At 71.4% G+C, this 19,508-nt stretch carries 21 protein-coding genes and 2 pseudogenes; 13 read left to right on the forward strand and 10 right to left on the reverse strand.

From position 1 onward, the window contains the following. Positions 1-81: pseudogene (locus tag ABZY11_RS33430) on the reverse strand (electron transfer flavoprotein subunit beta); the annotation flags it as partial. A 145-nt stretch (positions 82-226) separates the two neighbouring features. On the opposite strand from ABZY11_RS33430, the gene ABZY11_RS33435 reads away from it, so the two are divergent. The 9 genes from ABZY11_RS33435 to ABZY11_RS33475 all read left to right on the forward strand — a co-directional run bounded on the left by ABZY11_RS33435 (position 227) and on the right by ABZY11_RS33475 (position 10,032). After that, complete coding sequence (locus tag ABZY11_RS33435) at positions 227-898, forward strand: TetR family transcriptional regulator (RefSeq protein WP_356482775.1); 672 nt, start codon at positions 227-229, stop codon at positions 896-898. 145 nt (positions 899-1,043) lie between these two features. Next, positions 1,044-1,403 (forward strand): hypothetical protein, encoded by a 360-nt coding sequence (locus ABZY11_RS33440; protein WP_356482758.1) that lies wholly within the window; start codon positions 1,044-1,046, stop codon positions 1,401-1,403. Between the two features lie 307 nt (positions 1,404-1,710). Continuing rightward, on the forward strand, positions 1,711-3,294 hold the full coding sequence (locus tag ABZY11_RS33445; RefSeq protein ID WP_356482759.1) for an ABC transporter substrate-binding protein: 1,584 nt from the start codon (positions 1,711-1,713) through the stop codon (positions 3,292-3,294). Further along, positions 3,291-4,244, forward strand: a complete 954-nt coding sequence (locus ABZY11_RS33450; RefSeq protein WP_356482760.1) for an ABC transporter permease — start codon at positions 3,291-3,293, stop codon at positions 4,242-4,244. Before ABZY11_RS33445 ends, ABZY11_RS33450 begins: the two co-directional genes overlap by 4 nt. Before the next feature lie 65 nt (positions 4,245-4,309). Continuing rightward, on the forward strand, positions 4,310-5,131 hold the full coding sequence (locus tag ABZY11_RS33455) for an ABC transporter permease (protein ID WP_356482776.1): 822 nt from the start codon (positions 4,310-4,312) through the stop codon (positions 5,129-5,131). Beyond that, a complete protein-coding gene (locus ABZY11_RS33460) occupies positions 5,128-6,237 on the forward strand; it encodes an ABC transporter ATP-binding protein (protein WP_356482761.1) in 1,110 nt (369 codons plus the stop codon). The genes ABZY11_RS33455 and ABZY11_RS33460 overlap by 4 nt, the downstream gene beginning before the upstream one ends. Positions 6,238-6,302: 65 nt before the next feature. Further along, positions 6,303-7,277, forward strand: coding sequence for an oligopeptide/dipeptide ABC transporter ATP-binding protein (locus tag ABZY11_RS33465; protein ID WP_356482777.1), 975 nt, complete (start codon positions 6,303-6,305; stop codon positions 7,275-7,277). Positions 7,278-7,335: 58 nt separating this feature from the next. Next, entirely contained in the window at positions 7,336-9,141 is a 1,806-nt protein-coding gene (locus ABZY11_RS33470) for a gamma-glutamyltransferase (RefSeq protein ID WP_356482762.1), read from the forward strand. A gap of 63 nt (positions 9,142-9,204) precedes the next feature. Next, the gene (locus tag ABZY11_RS33475) at positions 9,205-10,032 is read left to right on the forward strand and encodes an inositol monophosphatase family protein (RefSeq protein WP_356482763.1); all 828 of its coding nucleotides are present in this window, start codon (positions 9,205-9,207) and stop codon (positions 10,030-10,032) included. Positions 10,033-10,048: 16 nt separating this feature from the next. Here ABZY11_RS33475 and ABZY11_RS33480 read toward each other — a convergent pair. Both ABZY11_RS33480 and ABZY11_RS33485 read right to left on the reverse strand, forming a co-directional pair. Then, positions 10,049-10,303: pseudogene (locus ABZY11_RS33480) on the reverse strand (3-oxoacyl-ACP reductase); the annotation flags it as partial. Positions 10,304-10,338: 35 nt separating this feature from the next. Beyond that, a complete protein-coding gene (locus tag ABZY11_RS33485) occupies positions 10,339-11,184 on the reverse strand; it encodes a nucleotidyltransferase domain-containing protein (protein ID WP_356482778.1) in 846 nt (281 codons plus the stop codon). Positions 11,185-11,301: 117 nt separating this feature from the next. Here ABZY11_RS33485 and ABZY11_RS33490 point away from each other — a divergent pair, with 117 nt between their 5' ends. Further along, positions 11,302-12,717, forward strand: coding sequence for an NAD(P)/FAD-dependent oxidoreductase (locus tag ABZY11_RS33490; protein WP_356482764.1), 1,416 nt, complete (start codon positions 11,302-11,304; stop codon positions 12,715-12,717). A gap of 243 nt (positions 12,718-12,960) precedes the next feature. On the opposite strand, the gene ABZY11_RS33495 is transcribed toward ABZY11_RS33490, so the two are convergent. From ABZY11_RS33495 to rpmG, 7 genes are all read right to left on the reverse strand, one after another. Beyond that, the gene (locus tag ABZY11_RS33495; protein WP_356482765.1) at positions 12,961-14,238 is read right to left on the reverse strand and encodes an IPT/TIG domain-containing protein; all 1,278 of its coding nucleotides are present in this window, start codon (positions 14,236-14,238) and stop codon (positions 12,961-12,963) included. Between the two features lie 249 nt (positions 14,239-14,487). Continuing rightward, complete coding sequence (locus tag ABZY11_RS33500) at positions 14,488-15,234, reverse strand: IPT/TIG domain-containing protein (RefSeq protein ID WP_356482766.1); 747 nt, start codon at positions 15,232-15,234, stop codon at positions 14,488-14,490. Between the two features lie 51 nt (positions 15,235-15,285). Next, positions 15,286-15,453, reverse strand: coding sequence for a hypothetical protein (locus ABZY11_RS33505; protein WP_356482767.1), 168 nt, complete (start codon positions 15,451-15,453; stop codon positions 15,286-15,288). A 908-nt stretch (positions 15,454-16,361) separates the two neighbouring features. Next, a complete protein-coding gene (gene rpsR / locus ABZY11_RS33510) occupies positions 16,362-16,598 on the reverse strand; it encodes a 30S ribosomal protein S18 (RefSeq protein ID WP_356482768.1) in 237 nt (78 codons plus the stop codon). A gap of 103 nt (positions 16,599-16,701) precedes the next feature. Further along, a complete protein-coding gene (locus tag ABZY11_RS33515) occupies positions 16,702-17,856 on the reverse strand; it encodes a GTP-binding protein (RefSeq protein ID WP_356482769.1) in 1,155 nt (384 codons plus the stop codon). Then, entirely contained in the window at positions 17,856-18,110 is a 255-nt protein-coding gene (locus ABZY11_RS33520; RefSeq protein ID WP_356482770.1) for a type B 50S ribosomal protein L31, read from the reverse strand. The genes ABZY11_RS33515 and ABZY11_RS33520 overlap by 1 nt, the downstream gene beginning before the upstream one ends. A 33-nt stretch (positions 18,111-18,143) precedes the next feature. After that, positions 18,144-18,308, reverse strand: a complete 165-nt coding sequence (rpmG, locus tag ABZY11_RS33525) for a 50S ribosomal protein L33 (RefSeq protein WP_356482771.1) — start codon at positions 18,306-18,308, stop codon at positions 18,144-18,146. A 67-nt stretch (positions 18,309-18,375) separates the two neighbouring features. Here rpmG and rpmB point away from each other — a divergent pair, with 67 nt between their 5' ends. The 3 genes from rpmB to ABZY11_RS33540 form a co-directional block, all read left to right on the forward strand. After that, entirely contained in the window at positions 18,376-18,612 is a 237-nt protein-coding gene (gene rpmB / locus ABZY11_RS33530) for a 50S ribosomal protein L28 (protein WP_356482772.1), read from the forward strand. Further along, the gene (gene rpsN, locus ABZY11_RS33535; protein WP_356482773.1) at positions 18,612-18,917 is read left to right on the forward strand and encodes a 30S ribosomal protein S14; all 306 of its coding nucleotides are present in this window, start codon (positions 18,612-18,614) and stop codon (positions 18,915-18,917) included. Before rpmB ends, rpsN begins: the two co-directional genes overlap by 1 nt. A gap of 169 nt (positions 18,918-19,086) precedes the next feature. Then, a partial coding sequence (locus ABZY11_RS33540) for an Ada metal-binding domain-containing protein (RefSeq protein WP_356482774.1) occupies positions 19,087-19,508 on the forward strand: 422 nt, incomplete at its 3' end.

Raw genomic sequence — 19,508 nt, forward strand, 5'->3', positions numbered from 1 at the left:
CACCGTCAGATCATCGGCGAAATGCCGGTCACCGGTGGCGTCGGGCACGTACTTCACACAGACAACGATCCTCAAGCTCACGCCGGCTCTCCTACCTGGGTGTGGTTCGTAGGGATGACGATATGGCACTCAGTACCCTCTGTAAAGGAACCCGGTGCCATAATGGGCCTTCCGGTGCTACGTTCCCGGCATGACTGACGCGCGCAGACCAGCGAAGAAGGCCCCGATGCGGGAGGTGCTCGCCGAGGCGGCCTTCCAGCTCTTCCTGGAGCGGGGCTTCGAACAGACCACGGTGGACGACATCGTGGCGCGGGCCGGGGTCGGGCGCCGGTCGTTCTTCCGGTACTTCCCGTCCAAGGAGGACGCGGTCTTCCCGGATCACGAGCGGTGCCTCGCCGACATGACCGCGTTCCTGGCGGAGGCCGGTGACGCCGAGCCGGTGGACGCGGTGAGCGACGCGGCCAGACTGGTGCTGCGCATGTACTCGGCCAACCCGGAGTTCTCCGTCCAGCGGTACCGGCTCACCCGCGAGGTCCCCGGGCTGCGTACCTACGAACTCTCCGTGGTGCGGCGGTACGAGCAGACGATGGCCGGCTATCTGCGCGGCAGGTACGGCGAGTCGGAGGACGGGGCGCTGCGCGCCGAGGTGATCGCCGCGTCCGTGGTCGCCGCGCACAACAACGGGCTGCGGACGTGGCTGCGTTCGGGCGGCGAGGGCGATGCGGAGGCCGCCGTCGACCACGCCCTCGGGATGGTGCGCAGGGTGTGGGGGAGTGGCCTGAGCGGAAGCGCGGCCATGCCTCCGGCCGGCGGCGACGTGGTGGTGATGGTCGCCGCGAAGGGTGCTCCGATGTGGCGCGTGGTGCAGCAGATCGAGTCGGCCATCGGGCAGGACTGAGCCGTTCGGTCCGACTTGTTCTGGCACTGAGTGTCTTTACGTTTCGGCACTCAGTGCCCTATGGTGCGGACGCGCCGACGCGCAGGTGCGGCGCATCCGAGCCGAGCGCAGGGGGTCGAACGTGTCCCAGTCATCAAGTGGCACCGTGCAGACGGTGCATGAGGAAGCCGGCCTGAACTACCACCGGTGCCGCTGGTGCGGCACGGCCTCCTTCCGGAGGCTGCTGTGCCCGGTGTGCGCGTCGAGTGATCTGAAGCCCGAACACAGCGCGGGTCTGGGTGTTGTGGTGAGGTCCGGCGTCGTCCATCGCTACACGGAGGCCGCGCGCAACGAGTCCCTCGTCCGGCTGTCCGAAGGCTTCGTGTTCCGCTGCCGTGTCGTGGGCGCGGCCCCGCACCGGGTGTCGGTCGGCGCCCGGGTGCGTCCCGTCGCCGTGGACGGCCCGGACACGGGTGAAGTGGTCTTCGAGCTCTGCGACCCGCCGAGGGACGACGACTGGTTCTGAACGTCGCGGCCGGTCGCGCGCCTCCCCGGCGGCCCGGCCGTCCGTGCCCTCGCCCCTCCCTGGGCCCCGCTTCAGGGCATCCACCGCCTTCTCGGCCCGCTCCGTCGAATCCGCCGAAGTGACCGACAGGCGATGAATGCCCTGAAGCGGGGCTTTTTGGCCGGCCGTTATCCGATCGTCAACAAAATTCGTCCGCCATGTGGGAACCCTCTTGCCTTGCGGACTGTATGCGAAATACGGTCTGCGATATTCCTTGATCACCCCTGGCGGGAGGTAGGCCCTCGTGCGCCGAAAAGCGGTTGCCCTGGTGGCAGTTGCATTGGTGTCCCTCACCTCGGGCTGCGCATCGCTGCAGTCCTCGGCGACCGAGGTCGGCGGTGTGCGGAAATCCGATGAACGGCCCGTACGCGACGGCGGGACGCTCACCGTCGCTCTCAACTCCGACCCGGACAAACTCGACCCCACTCTTGCCCAGACCCTCGTGGGCCGGACGGTCTTCGCGGGCATGTGCGAGAAGCTCTACGACATCGACGAGGACGGCGTCGTCGTGCCGCAGCTGGCCGCCGCACTGCCCACCACCTCGGCCGACGGCCGCACCGTCACCCTGCGGGTGCGCCGTGACCTGAAGTTCAGCGACGGCACCCGGCTCGACGCGCAGGCCGTCGTCACCTCACTGCTGCGACACCGCGATCTCCCCGGATCCGCCCGCGGCACCGAACTCGCCCCGGTCAGGACCATCGAGGCCACCGGCCCGGACACCGTACGGATGGAGCTCAAGCAGCCCTATGTCCCGCTCACCGGTGTGCTCGCGGACCGGGCCGGGATGGTGATGTCGCCGACCGCGCTCAAGAAGTACGGGAAGAACTTCACCAACCACCCCTCCTGCGTGGGGCCGTTCCGCTTCGTCGAACGCGTCGGCGGCGACCGGATCGTGCTGAAGAAGGACCCCAACTACTACGACGCGGACAAGGTCCACCTCGACGGCGTCGTCTACAAACCCATCCCCGACGGCAACGTCCGGCTCGCCAATCTGCGCTCGGGAGACCTTCAGGTCGGCGACCAGATGGGTCCCATCGACGTACAGAGCGCGCTGACCGAGCCGGGGCTCCAGCTCTTCAACTCGCCCTCGCTCGGCTACCAGGGCATCGGCCTCAACGTCGGCAATGTGAAGGGGCTCGGCCGGCGGCCGGGGAAGCTCGACACCCCGCTCGCCCGCGACGTCCGGGTCCGGGAGGCGTTCGAGCTGGCCATCGACCGCGAGACCCTCAACAAGGTCGTCTTCCAGGGCATGTACGAGCCGGCCTGCGGACCGATCTCCCCGCAGTCCGCCATCGCCCCCGGCGTCAAGCCCGAGGACTGCCCGAAGCGCGACGTGGCGAAGGCGAAGAAGCTACTGAAGGAGGCCGGAGCGAAGACCCCGGTCCGGATCGAGCTCAAGACCTCCACCACCCCCGAACAGGGCCGCGTCGGACAGGTCCTCCAGGCCATGGTCAAGGAGGCGGGCTTCGATCTCGCGCTGCGGCCCACCGAGTACGCCACGATGCTCTCGGAGACCGACGCGGGCCACTACGACGTCTTCACCAGCGGCTGGTCCGGACGGCTCGACCCGGACGGCAACGTCTCCAACTTCCTGAAGACCGCGGGTGCCATGAACGCCTACGGCCTCGGCGACCCGGAGATCGACCGGCTGATCGACGAGGGCCGCACCGTCGCCGAACCGGCCCGCCGCACCGCGATCTACGACGAGCTCACCCGGCGCGTCCAGGACGCCCACACCATGATCTACCTCTACCGGCAGAAGAACTATGTCGTCGCCACCAAGTCCGTCGCGGGCATCCGTGTCTACGGCGACGGACTGGTCCGGGTCAGGACTGCGGGGTACACCCGATGACGAAGTACCTGCTGACGCGGCTGCGTCAGTCCCTCATCACGCTCTTCCTGGTCTCCGTCGTGGTCTTCGCCGGAATCCGGGCGCTGCCCGGCGACCCGGCACTCGCCCTGGCCGGCGAGGAACGCAGCCCCGAAGCGCTCGCCGCGATCCGTGAGGCGTACGGCCTCGACGACAACATCGTCGTGCAGTACGGACGGTTCATCGGCCACGCCCTCACCGGCGACCTCGGCACCTCCTCCCGCACCGGACTCCCGGTCGCGGACGCCATCGGCCAGGCGCTGCCCGTCACGCTGGAGCTGGCCGCGCTCTCCCTGCTGCTCGCCGTCGTCCTCGGCATCGGTGCCGGGGTCGTCGCCGCCGTACGGCGCGGCAGGCCCGAGGAGTGGCTCGCCAACGTCGTCGCGCTGATCGGGCTGTCCATCCCGACCTTCTGGCTCGGCATCGTGCTGGTCCTCGGATTCGCCATCGCCATACCGGTGTTCGCCGCCTCCGGCTACGTACCCTTCGGCACCGACCCGGTCGACAACCTGCGTCGCATGGTGCTGCCCGCGATCGTCCTGGGCTCCGGGCTCGCCGCCGTGGTGATGCGCCAGACCCGGGCCGCGATGCTCGACTCGCTCTCCGCCGACTACGTCCGCACCGCCCGCGCCAAGGGGCTGTCCAAGCGGTCCGTCGTCGGCGGGCACGCACTGCGCAACTCGCTCGTCACCGTGGTGACCGTGCTCGGTCTCCAACTCGGCCATCTGATCTCCGGCGCCGTCGTCACCGAACAGATCTTCGTCCTGCCCGGCTTCGGCAAGCTCACCATCGACGCCGTCTTCACCCGCGACTACGCGACGCTCCAGGCCGTGGTGCTCTGCACCTCCGCCGCGTACATCCTCATCAACCTGCTGGTCGACGTGGTCTATTCGGTCATCGACCCGCGCATCCGGCTCGGAGGTGCCCGGTGACCACAGCGACCCAGACGCTCCCCACCGCACCGGCGGCCACCGCGAAGAAGCGGACCGGCGGCAGGCTGCGGGCCCTGCGCCGGAACCGGCTCGCCCTCACCGGCGGCATCATCGCCGCGGTCTTCGTCCTCGCCGCCCTGTTCGCCCCGCTGATCGCCCCGTACGACCCGGCACAGCCCGACTTCGGGAACGTACTGGCCGAACCGAGCTGGACGCACTGGCTCGGCACCGACGACCTCGGCCGGGACCAGCTCTCCCGCATCGTGTACGGGGCACGGGCCTCCATGCAGGTCGGCCTGGTCGCCGTCGTGCTGGCCTTCGTCATCGGCGTACCGCTCGGGCTGCTCGCCGGGTACTACGGCAGGTTCACCGACAGCGCCGTCTCCCGGCTCACCGACACCATGCTGGCGTTCCCCTTCCTGGTGCTCGCCGTCGGCCTGGCAGCGATCCTCGGCCCCTCGCTCACCAACGCCACCATCGCCATCGGCATCTCGCAGATCCCCGCCGTCATCCGGATCACCCGGGCCGAGACCCTGCGGCTCAAGCACGTCGACTACGTCGGGGCGGCCGTCGTCAACGGCGGCGGAGACGGCACCGTGCTCTTCCGGCACATCCTCCCCAACGCCACCTCCGCACTGATCGTCCAGGCGACCGTCGGCATCCCCGCCGCGATCATCGGTGAGGCACTGCTCAGCTTCCTCGGCCTCGGTGTCCAGCCGCCCGCCCCGTCCCTCGGCGTGATGCTCTCCGGCGCCCAGTCCTTCCTGGCGCCCGCGCCCTGGCTCGCCGTCTTCCCCGGCCTCGCGATCGTCGCGGCGACGCTGGCCTTCAACCTGCTCGGCGACGGACTGCGTGACGTCCTCGACCCCCGCGGAGGCACCCGATGACCGAAGCCGTACTCGAACCCGCGCCCGGCACCGTACCCGAACCCGTGCTCAGCGTCCGTGATCTGTCGGTCTCCTTCCGCTCCGACACCCGGACCGTGCACGCCGTCGACGGGGTCTCCTACGACCTTCTCCCCGGCGAAGTGCTCGCCGTGGTGGGGGAGTCGGGGTGCGGCAAGTCCGTCACCTCGATGGCGGTCATGGGTCTGCTGCCGCCCACCGCCCGGATCGGCGGCTCCATCAGGCTCGGCGGCCGGGAACTGGCCGGCGCGTCCGAGAAGGAGCTGCAGAAGGTCCGCGGCAAGGACATCGCGATGATCTTCCAGGAGCCGATGACCTCGCTCAACCCGGTCCTCACCATCGGCCGGCAGATCGGCGAGGTGCTCCGCAGGCACCGGGGGATGAGCCGGAAGGAGGCCCGGGCGCGTGCCGTGGAACTCCTCGACCTGGTCGGCATCCCCGCCCCGCGGCAGCGGGTCGAGGAGTACCCGCACCAGCTCTCCGGCGGTATGCGCCAGCGCGTGATGATCGCGATCGCCGTCGCCTGCGACCCCGCCGTACTCATCGCGGACGAGCCGACCACCGCACTCGACGTCACCGTGCAGGCCGGCATCCTGGAGGTCCTCCAGTCGCTGCGCGAACGTCTCGGCACGGCGATCGTCCTGGTCACCCACGACCTCGGTGTGGTGGCCGACGCCGCGGACCGGGTGCTGGTGATGTACGCGGGCCGGTCCGTCGAACAGGCCCCGGTCCACGACCTGTTCGCTTCCGCCAGGCACCCGTACACCCGGGGGCTGCTCGGCGCCGTGCTGCGGCCGGGCGGCGAGGGCAAGCGGCGGCTGCCGGAGATCCCCGGCCTGGTGCCGAGCCTCGACAGCCAGCCGGACGCCTGCACCTTCGCACCCCGCTGCGGCCGCGCCGACGACACCTGCACGGGCAGCCGTCCCGGCCTCAGGTCCATCGACCCGAAGTCGGGCACGGACGCCCGCCACCGGGCGGCGTGCTGGCACCCGTACGGCGCGGACGAGCCGTCCGGCACCGCCGCACCGGCGTTCACCGAATCGACCGCCGCCGACGCCGCGCAAACCGACCAGGAGGCCGGAGAGTGACCACCCCGCAGACCGTCCCCGCACCGCGCGCGAGCGACGAGGACTCCCCGCACCAGCAGCCCCCCGTGCTGCGGATCGACAACCTGGAACGGCACTTCGCAGCCTCCGGCGGCGGCACCGTCCGCGCCGTCGACGGGGTCTCCATCACCATCGGCCGAGGCGAGGTCGTCGGCCTCGTCGGCGAGTCCGGCAGCGGCAAGTCGACCGTCGGCCGTTGCGTCGTACGCCTCGACGAGCCCACCGGCGGCACCGTCCACATCAACGGGACCGATGTCACCCACCTCTCCCGCCGCGCCCTGCGCCCCCTGCGCAAGGACTTCCACCTGGTCTTCCAGGACCCGTCGTCCTCGCTCGACCCGCGCATGACGATCGGCCGGATCATCGCCGAGCCGATCAGACTGCACCGGCAGGCCCGGGGCGAAGCCGTACGGGCCCGGGTCGAGCAGCTCCTCGGCCAGGTCGGGCTGCGCCCCGAGCACGCCGACCACCACCCGCACGAACTCTCCGGCGGACAGCGCCAGCGCATCTCCATCGCCCGCGCGCTCTCCTGCGACCCCGACCTCGTCGTCGCCGACGAACCGACGTCCGCGCTCGACGTCTCCGTGCAGGCGTCCGTACTCAACCTGCTCGCCGACCTCCAGCGCGACCGCGGCTTCGGCTGCCTGTTCATCACCCACGACCTGGCCGCCGTCGAATACCTCGCCGACCGGATCGCCGTGATGTACCTCGGGCAGATCGTCGAACAGGCCCCGACCGCCGAACTGTTCGCCTCCCCGAAGCACCCCTACACCCAGGCCCTGCTCTCCGCCGCACCGGTCCCGGACCCGGTCGAGCAGCGCTCCCGGGAACGCATCGTGCTGCACGGCGAACTCCCCAGCCCGCTGGATCCCCCGCCGGGCTGCCGCTTCCACACCCGCTGCCCGCTCGCCACCGAGCGGTGCCGCACCGAGGTCCCGGAACTGCGCGAACTCCCCGGCGGCCGGCAGGTCTCCTGCCACCTCGTCGGCGAGGACGGCACCGCCCCGGACGCCGCCGCCTGACCCCCGTACATACGACCCGTTCCACCTCTTCCGCACGTCGCAGCAAGGAGCCGTAACCGTGTTCACCACCCGGCCCACCCTCCAGGGCACCTTCGGCATGGTGTCCTCCACCCACTGGCTCGCCTCGCAGTCCGCGATGGCGGTCCTGGAGGACGGCGGCAACGCCTACGACGCGGCGGTCGCCGCCGGATTCGTCCTGCACGTCGTCGAACCGCACCTCAACGGCCCGGCCGGCGAGGTGCCGATGATCCTGGCGCCGAAGGACGGCGAGGTACGGGTGCTGTGCGGCCAGGGCCCGGCCCCCGCGGGCGCGACCGTCGCCCACTACCGCTCCCTCGGCCTCGACCTGGTCCCCGGCACCGGACCGCTCGCCGCGGCCGTGCCGGGCGCCTTCGACGCCTGGATGCTGCTGCTGCGCGACCACGGCACCAAGACCCTCGCCGAGGTGCTGCGGTACGCGATCGGCTACGCCGAGGACGGGCACGCACCCGTCGAGCGGGTCGGCCAGACCGTGGAGACCGTCCGTGAACTCTTCGAGACCGAGTGGCGGTCCTCCGCCGACGTGTACCTGCCCGGCGGCAGGTCGCCCAGGCCGGGCGAGCTGTTCCGCAACCCCGCGCTCGCCGCCACCTGGCGCCGGCTGATCACCGAGGCGGAGGCGACCGGCGGCGAGGACCGGGCCGCCCGGATAGACGCCGCCCGCAAGATCTGGAGCGAGGGCTTCATCGCCGAGGCCCTGGTCCGCCAGGCCGCCCGCCCCACCATCGACACCAGCGGCTCCCGTCACACCGGCACCCTCACCGCCGCCGACCTGGCCGGCTGGTCAGCGTCGTACGAGGCGCCCGCCACGTACGACTGGAACGGCTGGACGCTCGCCAAGGCGGCCGGCTGGAGCCAGGGCCCCGCCTTCCTCCAGCAGCTCGCCCTGCTCCCCGCCGAGCTGCCCCGATACGGCAGCGCCGACTACGTCCACCTGCTCATCGAGGGCTGCAAGCTCGCCATGGCCGACCGGGAGGCATGGTACGGCGACGCCACCCACGTACCCCTCGACACCCTGCTCTCGGAGCCGTACAACGCCGAGCGCCGCGCCCTCATCACCGCCGAGGCCTCGCGCGAGCTGCGCCCCGGCAGCCCGGACGGCCGCACCCCCGTGCTCAGCGGCCACGCCCACGCGGTCGCCTCCGGCGAGGACGGCTTCGACGCCATGGGCATCCCGACGGCGGGTGTCGGCGAGCCGACCGTCGCCAAGGACGGCACGACCCGTGGCGACACCTGCCATGTCGATGTGGTCGACCGCTGGGGCAACATGATCTCCGCCACGCCCAGCGGCGGCTGGCTCCAGTCCAACCCGGTCGTGCCGGAGCTCGGCTTCCCGCTCGGCACCCGGCTCCAGATGGCCTGGCTGGACGAGGGCCTGCCGAACTCCCTCACCCCCGGCCGCCGCCCCCGCACCACCCTCACCCCGTCCCTCGCCCTGCGCGACGGCGTCCCGGTGATGGCGTTCGGCACGCCCGGCGGCGACCAGCAGGACCAGTGGCAGGTGCACTTCTTCCTGGCGGTGGCGCTGCGCGCCGAGGTCCGCGGCGGACTCGACCTCCAGGGCGCCATCGACGCCCCGAACTGGCACAACGACAGCTTCCCGGGCTCCTTCTTCCCGCGAGGCATGCGTCCCGGCAGCGTCACCGTCGAGGAGGGCATGGACCCGGAGGTCGTCGCGGAACTGCGCCGACGCGGCCATGACGTCACCGTCGGCGACCCGTGGTCCGAGGGTCGGATGTGCGCCGTGGCCCGCGACCCCGAGACCGGAGTGCTCTCCGCGGCCGCCAACCCGCGGGGCATGCAGGGGTACGCCGTAGGACGCTGAGCGGCCACTTCCCCGACAGGACCAGGTCGTCGGGTTCCCGGCGGGACGTGATTGGCTGGAGGCATGATCGATGAATTCCTTACCGGGGACCTGACCGAGGTCGAGGCGGCGGTACGCGCGGCGGCCGCCGCCGAGATCATGCCCCGCTTCCGGCAGCTCGCCACGCACGAGATCGTCGAGAAGAGCGGTCCGCACGACCTCGTCACCGTCGCCGACCGTCTCGCCGAGGAACACCTCACCGCATCGCTGACCGGGCTGCTGCCCGGCTCGGTCGTCGTCGGCGAGGAGGCGGTGCACGCCGACCCGGAGGTGTACGACGCCCTGGGCGGCGACGCACCCGTGTGGATCGTCGACCCGGTCGACGGCACCCGCCAGTTCGTCCGCGGCGAACCGGGCTTCTGCACCCTGGTCGCCCTCGCCCACCGCGGCGAACTCCTGGCCTCCTGGACGTACGCCGCGGCCCTGGACGAGATGGCGATCGCGGTCCGCGGCCGCGGCGCCACCCTCGACGGCAAGCCGATACGCTCCGGCTCGCCCGCCCCCGGGGCCGTTCTGCACGTGGCGATGTCGCACCCCGACTACACCACCGACGCCCAGAAGCGCGCCCTGCTCGGCCTGCGCACCGAGGGGATCGAGGCCCGCCCCTGCGGTTCGGCGGGCCTCGAATACCTCGGCGTCGCCCGGGGCGACCAGGACGCGGTCGCCTTCAACTGGGAGTACGCCTGGGACCACGCGGCGGGCCTGCTGCTGGTCACCGAGGCGGGCGGCGCCCAGGCCACCCTCTCCGGCGCGCCGTTCCGCATCACCGGCGGCAACGCCCTGCCCTTCACGGCGGCCCGCGACGAGGCGACCGTCGAACGCGTCCTTGAGGCGCTGCGCGGCGAGGCCTGACCGGACGGGAGCCCGATCAGGCGAGGAGTTCGCGGGTCAGTGCCCCGAGCCGGGCGCGGGCCTGCGGATCGTACGCGTGCTCATGGGCGGGCGTGTCCGTGAACCGGTCGAAGTATCGGCCGGTGACATCGGACAGGGCCGGATCGGTGATCAGCCGGACGGTGGGGCGTACGCGCTCCTCGACGGCGACGGCCGGTGTGAGCCCGTACTCCCGCACGCTGCGGGTGTCCATCAGATGCGCCGGGTGCAGGGCGTTGACCGTGATCCCGCTGCCTGCGGGCAGCGGGACTGAGCGGCGCCGGGCGCTCACCCCCGCTTCGGCCGGCCCGCCTCGTCCACCGCGAGGGCCGCCCGTACGTCCCGCACCAGCTCCGCGGCCCGCTCCACCGCCTCCGGGTCCAGGCCCCGCAGCGCCTCGCCGATCCGCCGGGCGTAGTGCGCGGGGGTGCCCGGCAGAGCGGCAGCCGCGGCCGACGCGCCCTTCTCGTTCAGACACCAGGTGCGGTGGTGGGCGTGGAGGGACTGGGCGAGGATGCCGAACGCCCGTGACAGGCACAGGGAGACATGGAGCGGGTCGCCGCCGGGAGCCGACTTGCGGGCCGCCTCCACGGAGAACTCCGCCTCCCAGGCGGCTTCGACGAGCGCGGTGCGCAGCGGCTCCGGATAGCTCCGGGTCTGTTCCTGAAGCTCCGTCAATTCCCCTCGCACGTCGACGAGTACGGCCCCCAGTGCGACCTCGCCGGGGTACGCGGGGGACCAGAACCCGAGCGGATGCCCCGGCTGTACGCCCACTTCGAAGCGACCCTCGCGGCAGTCCGCCCAGACCGCCTCCACCCGGTCGAGGTCGCGCAGGATCCAGTCCACCGGGACGCCGTCCACCCGTAGCCAGGCCCCGCCGTTGACCCACGGTCCCCACCCGCCTGGACCGGCCACCTCGACGGGGGAACCCTGCACCTCGGACGCCAGCGCGGTCAGTGCCGCCACATCGGGGGTGCCGCGGTAGTACACGCCCAGATCCCAGTCGGAGTCCGGACGGTGGGTGCCACGGGCCCGGCTGCCGCCCAGTGCGACGGCCCGGATGCCGGGCAGGGCGGCGAGCCGGGAGGCCATGTCGGCGACAGGGGCGGGCACGGCTGCTTCGACGGCCGTCATGGGCGCGGCCTGGGAGTTCGGTGTGTTCATCGCGCGGCGACCCTACCCGCGACCGCGCTGTCGATGCCTCGGAATATCCTGGGTGTCCTGGCCGTCGGCTGACGAAGGAGTCCGAAGGTGCCGTCGATGCTCGATGCAGTCGTCGTGGGGGCGGGCCCCAATGGACTGACCGCCGCGGCCGAACTGGCTCGCCGCGGCTTCGTCGTGGAGGTCTTCGAAGCGGAAGGGACCGTCGGAGGCGGCGCCCGTACCGAGGAGCTGACCCTCCCCGGATTCCGCCACGACCCCTGTTCCGCAGTCCACCCACTGGGCATCGGCTCACCCGCGTTCAGCGCGATGCCGCTCGCCCGGCACGGCCTGGAGTGGCTCCAGCCCGAGCTGGCGCTCGCCCACCCGTTCCCGGACGGCACGGCCGCCGTGCTCACCGGTTCGGTGGGGGAGAGCGCGATGTCGCTGGGGGCCCGGGACGCGGGGGCGTACCGCAGGCTCGTCGCCCCCTACCTGGGCCACTGGGACACCCTCGCCCAGGATTTCCTGCGCACCCCGTGGGACGGGCTGCCCCGTGACCCCTACCGCTGGGTGCGCTTCGGCCTCGACGCGCTCCAGCCCGCATCGCTGCTCTCCCGCCGCTTCCGAGGTGCCAAGGCGCGCGGTCTGTTGGCCGGGCTCGCCGCCCATGCCATCGCGCCCATCAGCGGTCTGGCGACCGGCGGGATCGCCCTGCTGTTCGCGCTGGCGGCCCACGAGAAGGGGTGGCCCGTGCCGCGTGGCGGCTCGCAGGCCATCTCCGACGCCCTCGCCTCGTACATAAGCGAACAGGGCGGCACGATCCGTACCGGCACGGAGGTCAAGCGTCTCGACGAGCTCCCGCCGGCCCGCGCCTATGTCTTCGACACCTCGCCGACCGCCCTCGCCCGTATCGCCGGGCTGGGCCACGCCTACCACGGCTACCGGTACGGCGCGTCCTGCTTCAAGATCGATTACGCCCTGTCGGGACCCGTCCCGTGGACCGCGAAGGACGCCCGGCGGGCCGGAACCGTCCACATCGGCCCGACGGCCGGCGAGATCGACTCCGCGCTGACGGCCGCGGTGGCGGGCCGCGACCCGAGTGTGCCGTTCCTGATCACCGCACAGCCCAGCCTGGTCGATCCGTCCCGCGCGCCCGAGGGCCGTCACGTCTTCTGGGTGTACGGACACGTTCCGTCGGGATGGGAGGGCGACGCCACCGACGTCATCGAACGGCAACTGGAGCGCTTCGCCCCCGGGTTCCGCGACCTGGTGCTCGCCCGTGCGGTGGCGGGGCCGCCCGAGCTGGTGGCGCGAAACGCCAACTACGTCGGCGGTGACATCGCGTGCGGCGCGTTCTCCGGCCTGCAGACGGTGATCCGGCCCAAGCTCGCACGCGTGCCGTACGCGACGGCGCACCCGGCGGTGTTCCTGTGCTCCTCGGCCACTCCGCCCGGCCCCGGGGTGCACGGCATGTCGGGCCACCACGCGGCGAAGGCGGTCTGGCGGCGGTTGCGGGCGGTCTGAACAGCAGGGCCGCCCGGAGCCGCCGCCACCGCCGGACTGATCGACACCGGACTGCCGTCACACGCTTCCTCGGCACCGGCGCCGGGGTGGCTCGTACTCCTCCCGGAGCCAGGCGTAGGACGCCTGGTGGCACACCGCGCGACGAGCACCACCGGACGGTCCACGCGACCGCACAGACCTACTGCCGTCCGGAAGTGCCTTCGCGCAACGACGTGCACCTGGGCGTCCCGCGCGCCCGGCCGCTCAGATGCTGGGCGGGCCGACTCGGGTGTACGGAACGCCGATACTGGTCCAGCCGGGAGTGAGGACCCTGACGGTGACCGTGCCCGCCGCGCCGGGCGGTGCCGTGACTGTCAGCTGGGTGTCGGAGACCACGGTGAAGGCGGCGGGCACGGACCCGAACAGTACTCCGGTGGCATACGTCAGCCCGACGCCCGTAACAGTGACCGTGATTCCGCCGGCCACAGGTCCCTGATTGGGCGTCAGACCAACGATGACCGGGGCACTCAGGTATACGTAGGACACACTGTTGCTCGTGCCGCCTGGTGTGGTGACGGTGACCGGGACGGTGCCGACGGCACCCGGCGGCACCACCGCTTTGATCTCCGTGGCCGAGGGAATGGTGAAGCTGGTCGCCGCTGTCGGGCCGAAGCGAACCGAAGTGGCCTGGAGTAGATTCGCACCGGTCAGCGTCACGGAGTTGCCACCGCCCACCTGCCCCGCCCCGGGCGTGACGCTGCTGAGAACCGGTGTGCCGAGGTAGTAGTAGAAGACGGCTTGGGCGCTGGTCCCACCGGGCGTGGTGACCGTGACCGGAACCGGACCCGGTCCGCCGGTGGGCACAACCGCAGTCAGCTGAGTCGCCGAGACGACGGTGAACGAACTCGCCGCGTTGACCCCGAAGCGAACGGAAGTCGTTCCGGTGAAGCCGGTCCCGGACAAGGCGATGCTGTTGCCGCCGGCGACCGGCCCCTGGGCCGGAGCCACACTGCCCAGAACCGGAACGGCGCGATAGGTGTAGGGAATCCCGGCGCTGGTGCCGCCCGGAGTGGTGATCGTGACATCGACGGTGCCGGCCGGCGCGGCGGGAGCGACCGCGGTGGCCTGCGTCGCAGAGACGGTGGTGAACGCGGCGGCCACGGCACCGAAACGGACCGAGGTGGCGCCGGTGAAGCCGGTGCCGGTCAACGTGACCGTGTTTCCGCCCTCGATCGAACCCTGGTTGGGGGCGATGGAACTGATTGCGGGCGTCGCGATCGTGTAGGTGAAGCCGACGCCGTTGCTGGTTCCATTGGGTGTGGTCACCGTGATCTGTACGGTGCCCGTACCGGCCGGGGCTTCTGCGGTGATCTGGGTTGCGGACACCACAGTGAACGAAGCGGACGGAGTACCGCCGAAGGCAACCGCTGTCGCACCGGTGAATCCGGTGCCGTTCAGCGTGACGACCGTTCCGGCGACCCCCGCGGAAGGGCTGCTCGTGGCGGCCGCCGCGGCCGTCGACGGCCGCATGGTGTGAGGCATTGAGCTGTCGGAGTGGTCCACAGCCGTTCTCCTGTCTGGTGATGTGATACGCGGGTTGTGGTCGGGGGGCTATGGACAGGACGCAGAGCTCGGCGCGCCGCCCGGACCTCCCGGCCGGGCGGCGATGAGCGGGATGCCCGCCCGGCCCCGGTACGGAGTGTCCCGGACCGGGCGGACATCAGGCATCGGAGGCGGTACCGGCGCCGGGCGCTGATCCGCGTCGGCAGCCGGTGCCGCAGCCGTAGCGGATCAGATGCCGGGGCCCGCCGCGTACGTGAAGGCGCCGGCATCCGTGGCTGTGCCCGCGGGGTTGGAGAGAGTGACGTCGACCGCACCGACGGCGCCGGGCGGGGTGACGGCGGACACCGTCGTCGAGTTGACGACCGAGAACGGTGCCGCCACCCCGCCGAATGTGACCTGGCTCGTCGAGGTCAGGTTGGTGCCTGTGATGGTCACCGCGGTTCCGCCGGACGTCGGTCCGGAAGTCGGAGTGATCCCGGCGATGGTGGGGGCGTCGATGTACGTGTACGACAGACCGTTGTTGGTGCCTCCGGCGGTCGTCACACTGACGCTCACCGGCCCGGCCGCCGCACCCGCGGGCACGACGACGCTGAGCTGGCTGTCCGACAGCACCGTCGGTGTCACGGTATTGGCGCCGAAGGACACCCCCGTAGCGGTGGACAGGCCGGTGCCGCTGATGACGATGGTGTTGCCGCCCACGGTGGCGCCCGAATTCTCGCTCAGACCGGACTTGAACGGGGCGCCGACATAGAAGAACGGCAACGGGTTGCTGGTTCCGCCCGGCGTGGTCACCAACACGTCGACCACGCCGGAACCGGCCGGCGAGACAGCGGTGACCTGGGTGGGCGAGACATTGGTGACGTTGGTGGCCGGCTTGGTGCCGAAGAGCACAGCGGTGGTGCCCGCGAGGTTGGTGCCCGTGATGGTGACGGTGGTACCGCCACCGGTGGAGCCCTGGTTCGGAGTGATTGGCATGATGTCCTCCTTGCGTGAACTGAGAGATGAGATCCGGGAGTCGGCTTTGAGTCAGGTCACGGTCGAGACCCCCCTGGCCACGCCGTGGACCACCGGGCCACTGACTCGGCCGTCCTTGCTCGCCTCCTCTTCCGCCGCTCCCTCGGGTACGCCGATGGACGCACCCGGGAAGCGTCCGGGAGTTGCCTGCCGGGAGGAGGCGCCGGCAGCGATCTTCACTGCCGTGGAACCGTGATGAGTTGTGCAGCGGGCCGTCGGCCCCGGACGCCGTGGCCGGCCCACCGACGGTGCCGCTCCGTACGAGCCGGTGCTGCCCCGCGGTGATGAACCGACGGCCGTCGAACTTTCCTCCTCGACACGAGGCCGAGGTGTTCACGTGGCTGATGTCGACTCGCTCACGGCGGCCATGACCGCGCGCGGGTCGCAGAGGTCACGGACACGCCCGTGACCTCGACGATGAGGTACTCGGTGTGCGCGGATGACTCGCGCACCGCTCCCTTGCAGAGGCCTGGGGCTGCCGCATCAGCCGCTGCCGTGACCTGGCAGAGGCGACTGGTCGGATCCAAGTCCTCTACGGGGGCGCCCATCGCGGCCATCCCGAGCTGACGATGCCGAGATCCGTCATGCACGGACGGTCGGCGAACAGAACGGCTCCGCGCTCCCCCGGAGAAGGATGGGCGGCCCACCGGTTGAGATATTCAAGTGACCCATACAAATCGAATATGACACAAGTGACTTGACGGGGGATCAGTCGGATGGACGAGCGTACGGGGGCGGTCGAACAGTACGCCGGGGGGAGTCGAATCCGCCGTCGGTCCCACCGCGCGCTCCGGGAACCAGCACGCACCTGAACGGTTCCCGGCAGGTGGCCGTGCCCGACCGCCCGCCGCACCAGGTCGAGTTCGTCAAGCACCGCTGCGGCAATGGCGGGGCGCGCCCCCCTCGCTCCGTCTGCTGGTTCTGGTGTGCTGCGCGCGCGGGAGAGAGCCGTACGCCGAGACGACGTCGACGCGTGCCGAGCCGGGCGCTGCCGGGACTCCGTGAACGCGCGGCCGGCAGCCGCAGCGGACGCGGTCTCCCGGGCCCGGGACCCCCGGGCCCGGCGGGGAGGCACGGGGCGTGCGTCGCTACCGGTGTGCGTAGGGCAGCAGGGCCATCTCGCGGGCGTTCCTGATCGCCCTGGCGAGCTGTCGCTGCTGCTGAGCGGTGACCCGGGTAACGCGGCGGCTGCGGATCTTGCCGCGATCGGAGATGAACTTCCTCAGCAGCTCGGTGTCCTTGTAGTCGATGTAGGTGATTCCGGCCGAGTCCAGCGGGTTGGGACGTGCCTTCAGTGGCTGGTGGGGATCGTTGCGTCGTGCCATGCGAATTCCTTGGGTGCGGGCTTCGGCGTGAGCCTGGGTTCGAGGTTCGAGGTTCGGTGTTCGGCGTGATCGGTCACGGAGCCGCGCCCCGGAGGACCGCGGGTCAGGAGACCGGGTCGAGGAGCGAGTCGAAGGGGGCCGGGAGCCGCTTCCACGCCTCCGGCCCCGCGGCGTACTCGGTGTCGGTGAGCAGACAGGAATCGAGGAGCCGGACCAGCCCGTCCCGGTCGAGGCCGGGGGAGGTGAAGACGAGGTGCTGGCAGCGGTCGCCGTGCTCGGGGTGCCAGTCGAGGGCGGCCGCCGCCCTGCGGACGGGAGGCACCATGTCCCAGGCCGCGTCCGGCAGGGAGGCCAGCCATGGCCCCGCGCTCTCCACGCAGAGCGCACCGCCGGCGGCGTCCCAGGCCAGCAGGGTGTCGGGGCGGTCGGCGAGCCAGAAGCGGCCACGGCTGCGCGCGGCCGCACAGCACAGGTCCTCCAGCGCCTGGAAGAGCCGCTCGGGATGGAAGGGGCGGCGGCGATGCCAGACGAGCGTGGCAACCCCCGCCTCGTCCGCCTCCTGCGGCAGCAGCGCGCACGCGGGGTGCTGGGCCGCGGCCGCCGATTCCACGTCGAAACCGGCGAAGGCGAGCCGGGCCAGTTCCTCCGAATTGGTCGAAACCTGATGTGCCGTCGGGTGGAGCTGTGCGAGCAGCGCGCGGTCCTCGTCGTCGGCCGCCTCGCTGTCGACGAGAGCGAGCACGGGCGCGTACTCCAACTGCCGTGCCCAGGTGTCGCCGACGGTCCGCCGGTCCGTGGCGGCCGCCGCGAGACCCGCCTCGGCCAGGTCGTCGCCGTTCCCGAGGCAGGGCAGTACGAGAGCGGGGTCGACGGCGGTCATCACGTTGGTGAGTTCGAGGGCGTCGCCGCCGTGCGCGGCGACGACCTCGGCCATCGCCCTGGGTTCCACGGAGTCCCACAGTTCGACGACCGCGAGCCGGGTCGGCCCGTCGGCGGCCAGCCGCTCCAGCTCCGGGACCAGGTCCTCGCGCAACGCGCAGCAGGCGCAGTCGTTGACGAGCGGGGCCTGCCCGTGGGACAGCACACCCGATGCGTCCCTGACGAGGCGTCGTACGGTGCCCGCGGCGGCGGTGGCCAGATCGTGGTGCAGCGCGACGCTGCCGACGACGGTGCGCAGCAGCCGGTCCACGACCTCCCTGCGCGCGTCGGCGTGGAGCCCGCCGACGATCACGACGGGCAACCGGCCCCTGTCCCGCATCAGTTCGCCCCGCGTCGGCCGTAGCGGCGCTCGAACCGCTCGACGCGGCCGGCGGTGTCCAGAACACGGGCGGTGCCCGTGTAGAAGGGGTGGCTCGCGGAGGAGATCTCGACATCGACGACGGGGTAGGTGTTGCCGTCCTCCCACTTGACCGTCTTCTTGCTGGTCGCGGTGGAGCGGGTGAGGAAGGCGGAGCCGGCGGCCTTGTCGCGGAAGACGACGGGACCGTACGCGGGGTGGATTCCGGGCTTCATGGCGGTGTCCTTACTGGATCGGGCGGGGGAGGGTCAGCGTTCTTCGCGGAATTCGACGTGCCTGCGGGCGACCGGGTCGTACTTGCGCAGGACCATGCGGTCGGGGTCGTTCCGGCGGTTCTTGCGGGTGACGTAGGTGTAGCCGGTCCCCGAGGTGGAGCGGAGCTTGACGACCGGGCGTAGTTCATTGCGAGCCATGGGCGCTACTATATGGCAATGATTTCCATTTCCAACAAGCGGTTCTCCGCGGAAAGCGGGTGACGCCATGTCCGCCCACTGCCAACTCACCGGCGCCCGGCCGGGATTCGGCAAAAACATCTCCCACTCCCACCGGCGCACCTCGCGCCGCTTCGACCCCAACATCCAGCGCAAGAGGTACTGGCTGCCGAGCGAGGGGCGGCATGTCCGGCTGACGCTCAGCGCCAGAGCGATCAGGACCGTCGACGGCATCGGGATCGAGGCGGCCGTCGCCCGCATCCGCGCCAGGGGGGTGAGGGTCTGATGGCCAAGAAGAGCAAGATCGCGCAGAACGAGAAGCGCAGAGCGACCGTCGAGCGGTATGCCGCCCGTCGCGCCGAGTTGAAGGAGATCATCCGCCGGCCGTCCACCACGGATGCCGAACGCCGGGCTGCCGCGGACGAGCTCCGGCGTCAGCCGCGCGACGCCAGTGCGACTCGAGTGCGCAACCGGGACAGCGTGGACGGACGGCCCCGCGGGTACCTGCGGAAGTTCGGTCTGTCCCGCGTCCGCGCACGCGAGCAGGCTCATGCCGGATTCCTGCCGGGGGTCACCAAGTCCTCCTGGTGACAGCCGTCCCCGACGCGGCCTCCCCCGCTCCTGATGGGCGGGCCGCGTCGGGAACGTTCATCCTGCGCGGACCCCTCGCCTGGGACGATGGTCGAAGAGTTGCTGGCAGTGCGAGGTTGATGTCGGATTCTCGCCAGCCCCCGGGTGTCGGGTGGCGGATGCTTGAGCCATGTACACCGACACCGAGCGCTGCGTAAGGGCCGTCCAGTCCAAGGACGCCCGCTTCGACGGCTGGTTCTTCACGGCGGTCCTCACCACCCGGATCTACTGCCGCCCCAGCTGCCCGGTCGTGCCGCCCAAGGTCGAGAACATGACCTTCTACCCCAGCGCCGCAGCCTGTCAGCAGGCCGGATTCCGGGCCTGCAAACGCTGCCGGCCCGACACCAGCCCCGGCTCCCCGGAGTGGAACGCACGGGCCGACTCCGTCGCCCGCGCGATGCGGCTCATCCGGGACGGCGTCGTCGACCGCGAGGGCGTCCCCGGACTCGCGGCCCGGCTCGGCTATTCCGCCCGGCAGATCGAGCGCCAGCTGCTCGCCGAACTCGGCGCCGGCCCGCTCGCCCTGGCCCGTGCGCAGCGCGCCCAGACCGC

It is taken from the genome of Streptomyces sp. NPDC006510 (genome assembly GCF_040611955.1).
In the GTDB taxonomy this organism is placed as follows: Bacteria; Actinomycetota; Actinomycetes; order Streptomycetales; family Streptomycetaceae; genus Streptomyces.